General features: G+C 33.1%; 20 protein-coding genes, 1 tRNA gene and 1 pseudogene. 19 read left to right on the top strand and 3 right to left on the bottom strand.

The window, feature by feature from the left end; genetic code table 11:
• Nucleotides 1–4 precede the first annotated feature (4 nt).
• On the bottom strand, nt 5–349 hold the full coding sequence (locus PYW42_RS08830) for a helix-turn-helix domain-containing protein (RefSeq protein WP_002385819.1): 345 nt from the start codon (nt 347–349) through the stop codon (nt 5–7).
• Nucleotides 350–639: 290 nt separating this feature from the next.
• Here PYW42_RS08830 and PYW42_RS08825 point away from each other — a divergent pair, with 290 nt between their 5' ends.
• From PYW42_RS08825 to PYW42_RS08815, 3 genes and pseudogenes are all read left to right on the top strand, one after another.
• Nucleotides 640–831 (top strand): helix-turn-helix domain-containing protein, encoded by a 192-nt coding sequence (locus PYW42_RS08825; protein WP_002356998.1) that lies wholly within the window; start codon nt 640–642, stop codon nt 829–831.
• Between the two features lie 5 nt (nt 832–836).
• Entirely contained in the window at nt 837–1154 is a 318-nt protein-coding gene (locus PYW42_RS08820) for a hypothetical protein (protein ID WP_002364228.1), read from the top strand.
• Nucleotides 1155–1192: 38 nt separating this feature from the next.
• Nucleotides 1193–1914, top strand: a pseudogene (locus PYW42_RS08815) (Rha family transcriptional regulator).
• 39 nt (nt 1915–1953) lie between these two features.
• Here PYW42_RS08815 and PYW42_RS08810 read toward each other — a convergent pair.
• Complete coding sequence (locus PYW42_RS08810) at nt 1954–2136, bottom strand: YegP family protein (protein ID WP_002364224.1); 183 nt, start codon at nt 2134–2136, stop codon at nt 1954–1956.
• A 52-nt stretch (nt 2137–2188) separates the two neighbouring features.
• Here PYW42_RS08810 and PYW42_RS08805 point away from each other — a divergent pair, with 52 nt between their 5' ends.
• The 14 genes from PYW42_RS08805 to PYW42_RS08740 all read left to right on the top strand — a co-directional run bounded on the left by PYW42_RS08805 (nt 2189) and on the right by PYW42_RS08740 (nt 10447).
• On the top strand, nt 2189–2383 hold the full coding sequence (locus tag PYW42_RS08805; RefSeq protein ID WP_002364223.1) for a hypothetical protein: 195 nt from the start codon (nt 2189–2191) through the stop codon (nt 2381–2383).
• Nucleotides 2374–2559 (top strand): hypothetical protein, encoded by a 186-nt coding sequence (locus tag PYW42_RS08800; RefSeq protein WP_002364222.1) that lies wholly within the window; start codon nt 2374–2376, stop codon nt 2557–2559. Before PYW42_RS08805 ends, PYW42_RS08800 begins: the two co-directional genes overlap by 10 nt.
• Before the next feature lie 43 nt (nt 2560–2602).
• The gene (locus PYW42_RS08795; RefSeq protein WP_002369793.1) at nt 2603–2926 is read left to right on the top strand and encodes a hypothetical protein; all 324 of its coding nucleotides are present in this window, start codon (nt 2603–2605) and stop codon (nt 2924–2926) included.
• A complete protein-coding gene (locus PYW42_RS08790; RefSeq protein ID WP_002364220.1) occupies nt 2926–3153 on the top strand; it encodes a hypothetical protein in 228 nt (75 codons plus the stop codon). Before PYW42_RS08795 ends, PYW42_RS08790 begins: the two co-directional genes overlap by 1 nt.
• A gap of 97 nt (nt 3154–3250) precedes the next feature.
• Nucleotides 3251–4195 (top strand): YqaJ viral recombinase family nuclease, encoded by a 945-nt coding sequence (locus PYW42_RS08785; RefSeq protein ID WP_002389314.1) that lies wholly within the window; start codon nt 3251–3253, stop codon nt 4193–4195.
• On the top strand, nt 4195–5088 hold the full coding sequence (locus PYW42_RS08780) for a recombinase RecT (protein ID WP_002369907.1): 894 nt from the start codon (nt 4195–4197) through the stop codon (nt 5086–5088). The genes PYW42_RS08785 and PYW42_RS08780 overlap by 1 nt, the downstream gene beginning before the upstream one ends.
• A gap of 36 nt (nt 5089–5124) precedes the next feature.
• Nucleotides 5125–6126, top strand: a complete 1002-nt coding sequence (locus PYW42_RS08775) for a Lin1244/Lin1753 domain-containing protein (protein ID WP_002389256.1) — start codon at nt 5125–5127, stop codon at nt 6124–6126.
• A gap of 3 nt (nt 6127–6129) precedes the next feature.
• On the top strand, nt 6130–6432 hold the full coding sequence (locus tag PYW42_RS08770) for a hypothetical protein (protein WP_002389299.1): 303 nt from the start codon (nt 6130–6132) through the stop codon (nt 6430–6432).
• The gene (locus PYW42_RS08765; protein WP_002389080.1) at nt 6433–6732 is read left to right on the top strand and encodes a MazG-like family protein; all 300 of its coding nucleotides are present in this window, start codon (nt 6433–6435) and stop codon (nt 6730–6732) included.
• A 17-nt stretch (nt 6733–6749) separates the two neighbouring features.
• Nucleotides 6750–7175, top strand: a complete 426-nt coding sequence (locus PYW42_RS08760; RefSeq protein ID WP_002389212.1) for a RusA family crossover junction endodeoxyribonuclease — start codon at nt 6750–6752, stop codon at nt 7173–7175.
• Between the two features lie 906 nt (nt 7176–8081).
• A complete protein-coding gene (locus tag PYW42_RS08755) occupies nt 8082–8498 on the top strand; it encodes an ArpU family phage packaging/lysis transcriptional regulator (RefSeq protein WP_010816133.1) in 417 nt (138 codons plus the stop codon).
• 384 nt (nt 8499–8882) lie between these two features.
• Nucleotides 8883–8954, top strand: a tRNA-Trp gene (locus tag PYW42_RS08750).
• 537 nt (nt 8955–9491) lie between these two features.
• Nucleotides 9492–9725, top strand: a complete 234-nt coding sequence (locus tag PYW42_RS08745; RefSeq protein WP_002389079.1) for a hypothetical protein — start codon at nt 9492–9494, stop codon at nt 9723–9725.
• 143 nt (nt 9726–9868) lie between these two features.
• On the top strand, nt 9869–10447 hold the full coding sequence (locus PYW42_RS08740) for a sce7726 family protein (protein ID WP_002370953.1): 579 nt from the start codon (nt 9869–9871) through the stop codon (nt 10445–10447).
• A gap of 37 nt (nt 10448–10484) precedes the next feature.
• Here the strand turns inward: PYW42_RS08740 and PYW42_RS08735 are convergent, their stop codons facing one another.
• Nucleotides 10485–11402: a beta family protein gene (locus tag PYW42_RS08735; protein WP_002370955.1), complete on the bottom strand. Its 918-nt coding sequence runs from the start codon at nt 11400–11402 to the stop codon at nt 10485–10487.
• A gap of 268 nt (nt 11403–11670) precedes the next feature.
• Between PYW42_RS08735 and terS the strand changes: the two genes are divergently transcribed.
• On the top strand, nt 11671–12474 hold the full coding sequence (gene terS / locus PYW42_RS08730) for a phage terminase small subunit (protein ID WP_002389117.1): 804 nt from the start codon (nt 11671–11673) through the stop codon (nt 12472–12474).
• Nucleotides 12446–13735, top strand: a complete 1290-nt coding sequence (locus PYW42_RS08725; protein WP_002403123.1) for a PBSX family phage terminase large subunit — start codon at nt 12446–12448, stop codon at nt 13733–13735. The genes terS and PYW42_RS08725 overlap by 29 nt, the downstream gene beginning before the upstream one ends.
• Nucleotide 13736 lies beyond the last annotated feature (1 nt).

The raw sequence follows: 13736 nt of genomic DNA, 5'->3' as shown, positions 1-13736 counted from the left end.
CCAATCATTTGTTTTTAAGTCTTGATTTCATGAATTCTAAGTACTCTTTTAACTCTTCTCTGAGCTGATCTTTTTCGGATTCGGTTAAATCTTCTGTATTTACACGGAAGAAAGTTGCAATTTCATCTTCTTCTAAGTTATCAGAATTTGGATTATCAGTTCGTCCAAGCAAATAATCTACAGAAACATTAAAATAATTGGCAATTTCTTGTAGTTTTTCTGCGGTTGGTTGTTTTCCTGCATTTAAACTATAAAAATAATTTTCACCGTATTTTAACTCTCTAGCAACTTGTTGAAGGCTTTTGTCTTTTTGTTTTGCTAAATTTTTTATCCTTTCAAATGTTGTCATATCAGTATTCCTTTCCAACACGAAAAAATAATTTACTAAAAAGAGTAAAAAAGTCTTTACAAAATTACTCTATAGAGTTATTATTGATTCGTAAGTTAATTTGATAGAAAAGAAACAAACTAAAACACACCTTATTAGCATTGAGTTTGGCGACCAAGTGCATATGAAAGGCTTTGTTATAGGTTTATTTCTTTATGTATCCATTTTACTCTATAGCGTAAAAATGTCAACAATATTTTTTTATTTCTATCAAATTAACTTATTTAATACTAAAGAAAGGAGCATCAAAAATGCCAGACACATCAGTAAGTCGTCAAAAAATTCGTGATTACTTTGAAAGTAAGGGAATTTCGTTGGTTAGTGTTGCTACCTATTTTGATATTCCAAGACAAGATTTGATCGATTATCTGAACGGAAAAAATAAAAGTAAAAAAGCACACGAAACACTTTTGGCAATTATCGACTTTTACAAAATCAGATAGGAGGAATGAAAATGGAAAATTTCTTAGATACATCTTCAAAAAACTTTCTATACAACATTATTGAAAAAATCCTGAGAAAAATGTTTGAACAAGTCATAAATGAAGCTAGTCAAGGATTAAATGAACGTGCTGAGTATTTAGACATCAAACAATTATCGTCTAGATATTCAATGTCTGTTCCTGAAGTTGAACAAAATTTTGTAAAAGACAAACGTATGCAAATAATCGAAAAAAGAAAGCCTGGTACTAGCAAGGGAAAAAGATATTGGCCTGCTAAAGAAGCTATAAAAATTTGTAATGACATCATGAATCATTGGGATTAAAGGAAAGAGCAATACAGAAACAATTTAAGGAGGAAAAAATGGACAACTTAGTAATTATGAAAAACCAACAAGCAGTAACAACTAGTTTACAAGTCGAGCAACGTTTAATAAAAATCATCGTGATGTTTTAGCAGCGATTGATGATTTAAAAGAGGGGGTTGCGGAAAATTACGCAGACCTATTTTACGAAGATAGCTATATTCATCCACAAAACAAACAAAAATATAGACAAATCATTATGAACCGTGACGGATTCACGTTACTAGCAATGGGATTCACTGGTCAAAAAGCTCTTAAGTTTAAACTGAAATATATTGAAGCTTTTAACCAAATGGAGGAACTGCTCAAAACTCAATCAAACTTACCGATTAATAACACAGAATTGTTATTAGAAGCTGCGTTAAAACATGAACGTGGATTGACTCTTGTAAATCAACGTTTAGATAAGCTAGAAACAGAAACAACAATTAATAGAAGCCAACAACGAAAGATACAAGGACTAGTTTCATCAACTGTTATCAAAGTATTAGGTGGCAAAAAAACAGTGGCTTATCGGGATTCAAGTATTAAGCAATCAGCATTTAGTAATTGCTATAAACAATTGAAAGCATTATTCGATGTAGCCTCTTATGTAGATATTCCAAAAGTTCGATATAAAGAAGCATTAACTCTAATTCCTAAATGGAAGCCTGACTTGGAATTACAGGCAAGAATTGATATGGCTAATGGAAACGGAGATATGTTTAAAGAAGTGAGCTAGATCAGTAAATAAAAATAAAAGGATAAGCCTAACTTATCCTCAGTTAAAAGTAGTATCAACAATGATTGCTTTTGGATTCATATCATTCTTAATGGATTCAATGATTTCTAAAACAGAAGATTTGTAGTAGTAAGTTTTGCTTGATGCGATTATTTCATTTTCTTCAGTTTTAATCAAAAAATAGTATTTTTTATCAGAAGCTCGTTTAATCACAAAAAACACATTGACACCTCACTTTCAATTGAATTATATCAAAATATAGGAGGTTAACAACATGAAAGCAATCCGAGAAACCCGATTAGTAGGCGCATTTTTATTGATGATTGTACTAGGAGTATTGCTGAAAAGCCACTTTTCAATGCCAATACTAGCAACACTAAGTGCACCTTTCTTTATCCATTGGTTTTTTAACTGGGATGAAGCAAAGTATCAATACTCTAAAAAAGGAGGCGATAAAAAATGTATGTAGCTATAGGCGAAGCTAGTAGAGAAACATATGTGATTGGAGAAACACAAGCGGAAGTCATGCGAAAGTTGTTTGAAGAATATCCGTATGTTTCAGCTGATAAAAACGTTTATCCAGAGAGATTAAGCATAGTACAAAAAGAGCCCCGAACGTCTGCAAACGAACAGGGCAAATATTGAACAAAAAAATTCAAAATTTATTAACTAAGGAGAGTATATCAAAATGAACGATAAAATTCAAAATTTATTAATGGAACTTGTTAAAGAATGTCGGAAAGGAAAAGTTGCGATTGTTTTGTCAACTGTTGATTCAGAAATGATGGAAGCATCCAGTGTTTTACTTGCAGGTTCTTTGCCTGAACAAGCAATTGCATTTAGTGAATTATTTGAAAAATTTAAAGAGGAAGCACTTGCTCATGATTGTGATTGTCCGCAATGTAAACAAATAAAAGAATCATTTATTGGTGCAGAATCATCTTCAACTAAACAAAATAATGAGGAAAAACTAGATATATTGTTAAAAGATTTTTTACGAGGTGAGTTGTAATGATTGAAGTAAGAGGTTTAGGTAACGACATTTACGAATTAATGCTAGCAAACGCACAGAATAACATTATTCAATCTGTTCGGACATCTGCATCTTATGGCAATACAAGTTGTGTGGTAAGCAGTAAAGGAGCTACAAAACCATTTTTAGATCAATTACAAATGCAAGGTGTCGATTATATCGAATTGGAAGATGAAAAAATAAAACTATTTTGGGAGGGATTGTAATGCCTGAATTTGATTCGCTAGGGGCAAGACAAGAGCCACCTGAAGAAAAAGAAGTGTTAGAGCTAACGTGGGAATACGATGAGGAGGAAGACGAAAGATGATTCAATCTACTTTATCCATGAGCCATCAAGAATGGCTTGAGGATAGGCGTAAAGGAATTGGAGGATCAGACGTTGCAACAATTTTAGGCTTGAATCAATATAAATCAGCTTATCAATTATGGCTAGAGAAAACAGGTCAAGTTGAGCTGAAAGATACAGAAAGCGAGCCAGCCTATTGGGGAAATGTTTTAGAAGAAGTTGTTGCGAAAGAGTTCCAAGAAAGAACAGGAAAAAAAGTTCGTCGTAGAAATCAAGTCTTCGAACATTCGCTCCATCCTTTTTTAAGAGCAAATATTGATAGAGAAGTGGTTAGAGAAAATGCCATTCTAGAATGCAAAACTGCAAATCAATTTTTAGCGAAAGAATGGGCAGGAGACGAAGTGCCATTGAGTTATCTTTGCCAAGTTCAGCATTATATGAATGTTTTGAATAAAGACTATTGTTATATTGCAGTTTTAATTGGTGGTCAGAAATTTATTTGGAAACGGGTAGAACGTGATCAGGAATTAATCGATGTACTGACCGAGCAATTAGTTGATTTTTGGGAAAATAACGTAATCAAAGGCGTTGAACCTATTATTGACGGAAGTAAGGCAACAGCTGACTTTTTAAAGGATAAGTATAGCGACATAGAAGAAACGCAAACTACTTTACCTGCTTCGTTTGATGAATTGTTAGACCAAAAAAATGAAATGAAGAAAACCAAAAAAGAGTTGGATGTAGCTATTAGAAAAATTGAAAATGAAATAAAAAGCGAATTGGGAAAAAGAAATGCAAGCATTGGTATTACTAAAAAACATATTGTTGAGTGGAAGGAAATACCTACTAAAAGATTGAACAGTAAAAAGTTTGCTGAAAAATATCCTCAAATTGCAGAAGATGAAGAAATATATATGGTTACTACGCCACGAAGATTAATAGAAAAGGAGATTAAGCAATAATGGCAACAAACGAAACCTTAAAAAATCAATTATCACAACAAAATCAAAAACAAGTTCCTGCGAATCAATTAGGTTTAAAAGGATTAATGAATACTCCTACTATGAAGCGGAAATTTGAGGAGGTTCTTCATGAAAATGCTAATGCTTTTATGTCAAATGTCATGACCTTAGTTTCTAATGATAGCTACTTGGCAGAAAGCGAGCCAATGTCTATCTTAAGCGGGGCTTTAACAGCTGCTACATTAAATTTAGGATTAGATAAAAATCTAGGTTATGCCTATCTCGTACCATTTAATACTAAAAATAAGCAGACTGGCAAATGGGAGAGGAAAGCCCAATTTATTTTAGGATATAAAGGGTATATTCAATTGGCTCAACGGTCAGGTAAATATAAAGCATTAAATGTTATTGAAGTCTACGAAGGAGAGTTACTGAGTTGGAACAGACTAACGGAAGAATTTGAATTTGATCCAAATGGTAGACAATCAGACGATGTAATCGGATATGTTGGATATTTTGAACTATTAAATGGATTTAAGAAAACTGTTTATTGGACCAAACAAGAAATTGAAGCTCATCGAATTGCAAATAGCAAAGACAAAGAAAAAACAAAATTGAGCGGTGTCTGGGCTACAGATTATAATGCGATGGCTCGTAAAACAGTATTAAGAAATATGTTATCAAAATGGGGAATTTTGTCCATCGAAATGCAAGAAGCGACGACTTCAGATGAAAAAGTTCAACAAATGCAAGAAGATGGAAATATTATTTCTGAAACGGAAGTAGAAGAAAATACTACGATGAAAACAGCAGAAGTAATCAATGAAGCTGATTCAGATTCATTGAATCAAACAGATTTATTTGATACTAAAAATCCACCATTAGACAAATAAAGAGGGGATTTTCCCCTCTTATAAGGAAGTGATAAAGTGGCAAGGCCATATAAACAAGGCGTTGACTACTATTCATTAGATGTTGATTTTTTGAAAGATATTAAGTATCGAAAAATTCGAAAATCGTGTGGACCACAAACTTGCGAGATACTACTTTGCTTGCTGAGTTATATCTATGGAGACATGGGATATTTCTTGCGGTGGGACGAAGATTCGGCGTTCTTAGTTGCTGACGATGTTGGGGCGAAAGAGGGTCTAGTAGAAGAAGTTGTAAACAAAGCGGTACAAGTAGGATTTTTTGATCATGATAAATATCAAAAATATAAAATCTTAACATCAAATGGTATTCAAAAAAGATATAAATTGATGACATCTAAACGGAAAGAAGTAGTCTTACAAGAAGAGTATTTGATTATTGATGGCAATAATTCTCTTCCAACTGTAGTTAATGACGTCAATAACTCACCTTCAACTGTAGTTAATGGTGTCAATAATACACAAAGAGAAAAAGAAAGAGAAAGTAAAGTAAATAAAAGTAAAGTAAACAAAAAAGAAACAGAAAGTAGCATCAATCCGTCGTTACCTGAAACGTCGGTTGAAAAAGCATTCTTTGAAGAGCCGTTAGGTGAAGAAAAGCTAACGGAGTTAATCCGCTATTATTCACAGAATGTAAGTCCTGCTACTCCTGTTAATATCACTGATTTACAATACGATCTTTCTGATTTTGACGGAGACCTCGAGCTATTGAAAGAGGCTGTTAATATCTGTGCTAGAAATAACGAACGAAGATATAGCTATTTTGCTGGTATTTTGAAAAATTGGCGAGCAAATGGTGTAAAAACATATGCTGATTATCTAAATAACGAGAGAGAACGAGCAGATAAAAAAACACAAAATAAGCAATATCAAAATAAACCTGTTCGGCAAGAAAAGGTGCCTGAATGGATGAATCAAGCGAACGGTGAAGAAGAAAAGCTATCACCAGAAGAGCAAGCTGAATTTGAAAGACAAATGCAAGAATTGTTGGGAGGAGAGTAAATCATGATTGAAATGAGAGTACTTGATTATCGAATTACTAGCGATGATAGGCAAGTAATCGTAAATAAAGCGAGACGAAATGAACACGGAGAGTTAACCATTTTGACTGATAAAGACGGTACAGAAAAAGAGTCTCTCGCTTTGATTGGTTATTATGGCAATTTAAGTAAGGCTCTCGTCGCAATAGAACGCGATTATGTGCTTTCTAGTGGTAAAACAATACAAACAGTCAAAGAATACAAAAAAGAGCTAGAATCGATTCACAGCAAGCTAAAACGTGAATTAGATTTCGGGGAGGAATTTTAGATGAATGAATTAGTTAAATTAGTGGAAGAATGGGCGAAAGAAAAGCGTTTAGATAAAGCAGAACCTGAAAAGCAAATGCTAAAAGTGATTGAGGAAGTCGGAGAAGTTGGTGCTGCATTGGCAAGAAACAACGAAAACGACCTAAGAGATGGTATTGGTGATGTGGTTGTGACGTTAATTATTCTTGCTATGCAAAAAAACATGGATTTATACGAATGCTTAAATCAAGCATATAGCGAAATCAAAAATCGCCAAGGAGAAATGGTAAACGGAGTATTCGTCAAAGAAGCCGATTTGTAAGGTTCGAGGTGGAAGAGATGCGAATTATTCTACCGATTGAGCCCAAGCCACAAAGTCGCCCACGATTCGCAAGGCGTGGGAATTATGTTCAAACCTATGAAGATAGCGCTATGAGAGCCTATAAACAAAAGGTAAAAGCGTATCTACGAAAGGCAAAACCAGAATTGATTGAAAAAGGGGCTATTTTTGCGCATGTGACGTTTTACGTTCCTGCCCCTAAATATCTATTAAGTTCTAAAAAGAAACGCTTAGAAGTGGAATTAGAGCGTAAATATTGCGATAAGAAAAGTGACTTAGATAATTATTTTAAAGCAGTGACTGATGCTGCCGAAGGTATTTTATATAAAAACGATGGTCAAATTGCTGTGATGGTTTGCCAAAAGTTGTACAGTATGCGACCACGAACAGAACTAGAAATTACAAGTTTGGAGGAACAAGTGTAGTGGGTAAAACGGGTAAACAGATCAAAGAGAATTATTCGGTTAGAAAGCGAGTAAAGAAGATGATTAAATTTAAAGAATTTAATATTCAATTATTCGACGTTCACATTTATATAAAAAGGCTAAGTAGTTTTAAAACCAACAAAAATAGTATAAAAAAACTAACTAGTTTCCGCTAGCTAGTTATAGATACATTTTCATCTCAGATAGAGACAATTAATAATACATTACTATGAAATTTAAGGCAACAAAAAAAGCCAGCTGACCACTAGCTGACTTATGTGGTAGAAACAACTGTTTTCCGCCAGTTGTTCTTTAGGTGTGAGTTAGCACTTTCCCCAAATAAAGTGCTATTAAATAGCCGATTAAAAATCGACAATAAATCTCTTGTAGAGACGTGTACTACTATTAACTGTTTACCAGAAGTTAATGTAGAAAAGGAGGAAATTTATTTCATAAATAAAATCCCCAAGAAAGTTAAAGTGATTATACCATTGAAAAATAGATTTGAAAATACCTTCTATGCCAAAAATATTTATTAGATGGAAAATATCAAATGAATAAAGATGATGTGAAAGATGACGAATGGAAGATTGTAAAATATTGTAGAATTATTATTGTTTTCTTTATAGTCAACCAATAATTTGTTGACTATAAACATGTATGAGTGATGAATATTTTGATAAATAAATAGTCAGTCGGTTTCCGCCGACTGGCTGAGAAGTGAATAGCTATTGGAATAGTATTCTTAGTATAATTTATATCATATAGAGTCGCTGATGAGCAAAGAATAAGCATTTCTTATATATGTTTGGATAAATAAAAAAAGCTACTTAGTTTCCGCTAAGCAACTCTTAAATGATGATATGTTTATTATAAATTATTATACCATAAAAGGAGCGATTTCACTTGATTCTATTGTTAAAAGAAGTAGATTTTCGACAAACAAAAGCGAATGCTAGAAATGTGTTAAAGAGTTTTAGACGTTTAGAGCGAATAGCTGGTCGCTCTTTGATAGATTTAAAATCACCAATTATTACAGATATGCCTAAAAGCCAAAGTCACGGGAATAAAGCAGAAGATGCGCTAGTACAATTAGCAGATGCAGAAGCAGAAAGAGACGCAATTTTATCTGCGCTTATGGCATTGAGCCTAACTAGCAGACAAATTTTGCATTATAGTTTCTGTGTGCAGGATCATTACTCTAATTACAAGATAGCTAGGGAAGTTGGATATTCCGAAAGAAGTATTCAACGAATGAAATCAGAGGCTTTAATTGAATTTGCCGAAGCGTATCGAAATGGAAAATTAATTGCATATAAATAAAATTTTTGGCGGTTTTTTGGCGGAAAGTTGGCGGTTTTTATCAATATTTAGATGTTACTATGGTAGTGTCGAAAGATAAGGAAACGAGGTAAGGCATGCATTACCTATCTTAGCTCCGTTTCGCTTATCTTTGGAGGCTACCTACAAAAAAATAAAGAATAAGGATGTGGAAAGTCCAGTTCTTTCTGTCTCGTTTAGTCTAGGTAGCAAATATTGCAATAAACTTGGTATTAAGCTTACACGTAGACGTACGCTGAAAGCACTTGTCAAGATAGCGCTATGTAAGTTTAAGTTGCAATGATCACTCACAAATCAGACGTTCTCAAACTAAAAGAAATGGGGTGTAATTCCTCTCTCTTTTTTCTACAGGTTTGTGAGTGTTAATGGGATATAGCTTAACTGGTAGAGCAGCGGTCTCCAAAACCGTCGGTATAGGTTCGAGTCCTATTGTTCCAGTAGGTAGCATAGCTACTTAAATAAAAGAATCGTCAATAAATGTTTCTTACTTTAACGGTCGGTTACCTCCTTTCAGAACAGCCAGCCTGCGAAACAGGATAAAATGGCTAGCAACCTAGTATTGTTAAATAAGTGTTAGATTGGCTAGGCAGTCTAATATAAATCTTTAGACTACTCAATAAAAATGAGTGGTCTTTTTTTGTGCAAAAAAAGCCACTAGAAATGGGATCTAGTGGCTAGGTAGCGTTAGTGAAAATCTCGTGTCACTTGTAGTTTATGAACTTTAGCTATTATGAAAGAGTGCTACCTAAAACAAGTGTAACACAGCTGTCAAGTTTTGTCGGATATTTGGATTGTTTTCGCATGAAAAACCACCAGATAAAATATCTAGTGGCCAGACAGCAGATTATGTTTTGAAATAACTGGAAGTGTTACATGAAGCAAAAAGGAGTTGCTGTCTTGCAGTGAGTATAACAGGAATTGAAGCGTTTGTCTTACAATAAACAAATATACATAAAAACAATTAGGAGAGAGAACATGAAAAGTTATTGGTATGTATCGTTAACACATAAATATCCACAGCCGAACCGCTCAACTGGTTCAATGCGTGTTGTAATGTCTGTGCAGATAAAAAAGAATGCATCTATTGTCGAAATGACGAGAGAAGCCACACCAAAGGAAATTGATGATTGTAAGCTAGTTTATTGTGGGCATGGCTATTTTGATGAGAAGAACATTCAAGATAATATTAAGCGAAATATGAGGAACTAGATATGAATATTGAAAAGATACATCAGTTCTGAAGTTAAAGGAATATTTCATTCTTGATCATTGTGAAACAGTTAGGTTGTTAAATATATGTTGATTTTTTTTTAGTATATGGGTAAAATTAATAAATGTTTGGAGGTGATAAAGTGCGATTAGATGATAAAGATATTCGAAGAGTCATTATCGAAAGATTACAGTCGTACAAGAATTGCCAAGTATATGAAGAAGTAACGGTTCCGTCAGGAAAGGCAAGAGCTGATTTAGTTGCAATAAATGGTCATGTTACTGCCTATGAGATAAAAAGTGATTTTGATTCATTGAAAAGGCTAAGTTCACAAATAACTGAGTACGACTTAAATTTTGAAAGAAATTATGTGGTTGTAGGTGAAAAGTATGTAGAATCTGTTGCTTATATTGTCCCAAAATATTGGGGAATTATATTGGTCAGTGGTGAAGAGTTAAATGCTTTGAAAATTCGATTTATTAGGAAAGCAAGATTAAATCCTAATATTTCTTTTAGTAATTTTATGTCATTGCTTTCCTCAAACCAAATAAAATTTTTAGCGAAACAATTGTCGGTATTTACCAAAGAATATAGTAAAACAGAAATACAAAAAATGTTTAAACAAGATTTGGTCGAAAAAATAGATTCTACAATATCAATGACAGCAAAAAATAATCTGAAAAAACGTATAAGAGAAAATTTAAAAAAAGAAGCTTTTTAAAATAAACAACCAGATAGAAACTATCTGGTTGTTTATTTTAACTAAATTCATCAATGCACATTTGAATGTGCCTATTAACACACACTGAAACCCAAACAGAAGGATTTCCTTTATTGACATCTGCATCAATAACAGACTGAATATATTCATCTCCCCAACAATATTCTGGATTAAAAGAAGGCACGTTGTGGGCAATTTCTTTACAAACAGATACGAAATCGTAATTTCCTCGGCGTTGACCATTGCGAACAAACCAATAATAATTCTCAAGTGTGTATTTAAGCTGAACTATGGGAATTATTGGTCCATCTGTTGAAATTGGAATAGGACTAATTGTAGTGTAATCTCCATAATAACTATTAGACATAGTTGAATCGTTTATATGATTGAATAGTTCTTTTTCATACCTTTCTAGACGATAGTTTTCTGTTGATTTAACAGGTATTGTGCTTGGAACGGCACCACTTAGAATTATGAAATCAATTTCAGGTAAACTGTCAATTAAATCAATAACAATTTCTATTAATTGAGATGAAATTTTATCATCTATATCTTCAAAATCGATAAAAATGTTTTTTGGTAATAAGTTTTTATTCGATACTAACCATTGCAAGAGAAACCTGTTTATACTGTTTTTTGGAATCCGAACATATTCACAAATGATTTCATTATCCATGGGTTCAAGAAGAATATCAATTGGATAAACGATTGCATGATTGGAATATTCTTGTTTTTTTAGTAATTCTTCTAAAGCTTCAATATTGTCTGCATCTAATTCTCGGATATCTAACAAAGAAAATAATGGGAATTTTCGATTTATTAAATTCAATATTTCTTCTGATCCATCTGAAACAATTATATTTGGAATAAAGTTATCTAGATTGTTTCCGGTTTCATAAAGCTTTTCTAAAGCGCGAAGCTCTCCTTCTTTCGAGCGAATAGTTGAATAATACATAAAATCATCCTTTCAAATTTGATAATTTAATTATATAATTTTTTGTAATATAAGGCAATTGATTGCAGGTATAAAATTTATGTAATTGAATAGATGAGGAATATATTATTTCTTGTTATTTTAGTTGAAAATAACAATATTATTGGATAATAAAAGGTTTAATGTTTATATGTTTTTAGATAGAGGGTAGCAAGGTTGTAAAAAATGACTTCATTAAATTTGAAAAACAAAACTTAACTTAAAAAGAATGCGAGGTGGTGTGTATTGAATGGCAAGGAAACGTGATCCAAGACGTGACAAAGCTAAAAAGATTTGGCTAGAATCCAACGGAGATAAGCAATTAAAGGAAATTGCTTCTGAGTTAAATGTTTCAGATTCTCAAATTAGAAAATGGAAATCGATTGATAAATGGAGTGCTGAATTGAAAGGTAATGTTACCAATGCAAAAGGTAACGTTACTAATCGAGGAGGCGCTCCTTTTGGTAATCAGAACGCAGTAGGCAACAAAGGTAATAGCCGAGCCTCGCCACCACTTGGTAATAAGAACGCTATTAAAACTGGCGAATACGAAATAATATTTGCCGATATGTTATCTGATGAAGAAAAGGACATCTATTCTAATCTGAATGATGATCCTTTTTTTATTTTGAATGATGAGATTCGCTTATTAAAGGTACGGCAGTTTAGAATGATGAAACGTATCAAAGAAGCTGAAAAAGGACTAAATGATGAAGAAGTTGAACGGTTACAACAGCTAAGGAAAATTAAAACACCGATTGAAAAAGACGGTAGAAAGCTAGAAATAAAACGTGAAGTTATGCAAGACGTTCAAGTAACTCGTAAAACATTTAGAAAGTTAGATGACATCTTAGCTATTGAAGATGCGTTGACTAGAATTAGCAATCAGTTAACAAAGGCTGTTAAGCAACAGAATGCCTTGCTAGCAAATGATGCCAAATTACAATTGTTGAAAGTTCAAACTGAAAAAGCTAAAGCTAGTTTAGGTGCTACAAGTGGAGACATGGATATGCCAGTTTTTATTGATGATATATCAGGTGATGGATATGAGTAAAAAACTATCTGAATTTCTTCCTAAAGCATTTCATACTACTTGGAGGATAGCATTAAACTCAAATATATTACATGTTGTTGAAAAAGGTGGTCGTGGATCAGGTAAATCATCTGGCATAGCACACATAATCGTTCAATTGATTATGAGATATCCTGTAAATGCTGTGGCCATTAGATATGTCGATAATACGATTGAGCTATCTATTTTTGAACAGATTAAGTGGGCAATTGAAGAACAAGGTGTGTCTAAGTATTTTAAAGTAAATAAAAGTCCTATGAAAATCACCTATAAGCCTAGAGGTAATTATATTGTTTTTCGTGGCGCACAGAATCCAGAAAGAATTAAGTCATTAAAGGATTCAAGATTTCCATTTGCTATAGCTTGGATTGAGGAATTAGCCGAGTTTAAAACAGAAGATGATGTAAAAACCATAACTAACTCATTACTACGTGGTGAATTAGCAGATGGTCTTTTTTATAAATTCTTTTATTCATACAATCCTCCTAAGCGACGACAATCATGGGTTAATAAGAAATATGAATCTAGCTTCCAACCCGAGAATACTTTCGTTCATCATTCAACATATAAGGATAATCCATTCATAGCTCAAGCATTTATTGAAGAAGTTAATGCTACGAGGGCTAAAAATCCGAAACGTGCTGAGTGGGAGTATGACGGCAAAGCTATTGGTTCAGGAGTTGTTCCTTTTGATAATCTACGAGTAATAAAAGGATGTATTACTGATGAAATGGCTGCTAACTTTGACAATATCAGAAATGGTCTTGACTTCGGTTATGCTACTGATCCATTAGCATTTGTTAGATGGCATTATGACAAAAAGAAAAATGGCATCTATGCTATTGATGAAATTTATGGTGTGAAAATTAGTAATAGGGAATTTGCTAATAAAGCTAAGTCTAAAGGATATATATCAGATAGAATTGCAGCTGATTCAGCAGAGCCTAAATCAATAGCAGAGCTAAACAGTGAACATGGTATGCCACGAGTTTTCGGAGTAAAAAAAGGTCCTGATTCTGTTGAGTATGGAGAAGAATGGTTAGGCGATTTGGATTTTATTTGTATTGATCCATTAAGAACTCCTAACATTGCTAAAGAATTTGAGAATATTGATTATCAAACTGATAAAGACGGTAATCCTAAACCTAGGTTAGAAGATAAAGACAACCATACAATTGATGCGACAAGATATGCTTTCAGTGAAGATATGGATAAAAATAATGTGAGGTTTATCCAATATTAGG

Origin of the sequence: Enterococcus faecalis, from assembly GCF_029024925.1 — a bacterium.
Classification (GTDB): Bacteria; Bacillota; Bacilli; order Lactobacillales; family Enterococcaceae; genus Enterococcus; species Enterococcus faecalis.
This window is presented reverse-complemented; position numbering and strand designations above follow the sequence as displayed.

What these genes read in the sequence shown, in the direction of transcription:
- PYW42_RS08830 (WP_002385819.1), bottom strand. Translation starts at nt 349, where the DNA reads ATGACAACATTTGAAAGGATAAAAAATTTAGCAAAACAAAAAGACAAA.
- PYW42_RS08825 (WP_002356998.1), top strand. Translation starts at nt 640, where the DNA reads ATGCCAGACACATCAGTAAGTCGTCAAAAAATTCGTGATTACTTTGAA.
- PYW42_RS08820 (WP_002364228.1), top strand. Translation starts at nt 837, where the DNA reads ATGAAAATGGAAAATTTCTTAGATACATCTTCAAAAAACTTTCTATAC.
- PYW42_RS08805 (WP_002364223.1), top strand. Translation starts at nt 2,189, where the DNA reads ATGAAAGCAATCCGAGAAACCCGATTAGTAGGCGCATTTTTATTGATG.
- PYW42_RS08800 (WP_002364222.1), top strand. Translation starts at nt 2,374, where the DNA reads ATGTATGTAGCTATAGGCGAAGCTAGTAGAGAAACATATGTGATTGGA.
- PYW42_RS08795 (WP_002369793.1), top strand. Translation starts at nt 2,603, where the DNA reads ATGAACGATAAAATTCAAAATTTATTAATGGAACTTGTTAAAGAATGT.
- PYW42_RS08790 (WP_002364220.1), top strand. Translation starts at nt 2,926, where the DNA reads ATGATTGAAGTAAGAGGTTTAGGTAACGACATTTACGAATTAATGCTA.
- PYW42_RS08785 (WP_002389314.1), top strand. Translation starts at nt 3,251, where the DNA reads ATGATTCAATCTACTTTATCCATGAGCCATCAAGAATGGCTTGAGGAT.
- PYW42_RS08780 (WP_002369907.1), top strand. Translation starts at nt 4,195, where the DNA reads ATGGCAACAAACGAAACCTTAAAAAATCAATTATCACAACAAAATCAA.
- PYW42_RS08770 (WP_002389299.1), top strand. Translation starts at nt 6,130, where the DNA reads ATGATTGAAATGAGAGTACTTGATTATCGAATTACTAGCGATGATAGG.
- PYW42_RS08765 (WP_002389080.1), top strand. Translation starts at nt 6,433, where the DNA reads ATGAATGAATTAGTTAAATTAGTGGAAGAATGGGCGAAAGAAAAGCGT.
- PYW42_RS08760 (WP_002389212.1), top strand. Translation starts at nt 6,750, where the DNA reads ATGCGAATTATTCTACCGATTGAGCCCAAGCCACAAAGTCGCCCACGA.
- PYW42_RS08745 (WP_002389079.1), top strand. Translation starts at nt 9,492, where the DNA reads ATGAAAAGTTATTGGTATGTATCGTTAACACATAAATATCCACAGCCG.
- PYW42_RS08735 (WP_002370955.1), bottom strand. Translation starts at nt 11,402, where the DNA reads ATGTATTATTCAACTATTCGCTCGAAAGAAGGAGAGCTTCGCGCTTTA.
- terS (WP_002389117.1), top strand. Translation starts at nt 11,671, where the DNA reads ATGGCAAGGAAACGTGATCCAAGACGTGACAAAGCTAAAAAGATTTGG.
- PYW42_RS08725 (WP_002403123.1), top strand. Translation starts at nt 12,446, where the DNA reads ATGATATATCAGGTGATGGATATGAGTAAAAAACTATCTGAATTTCTT.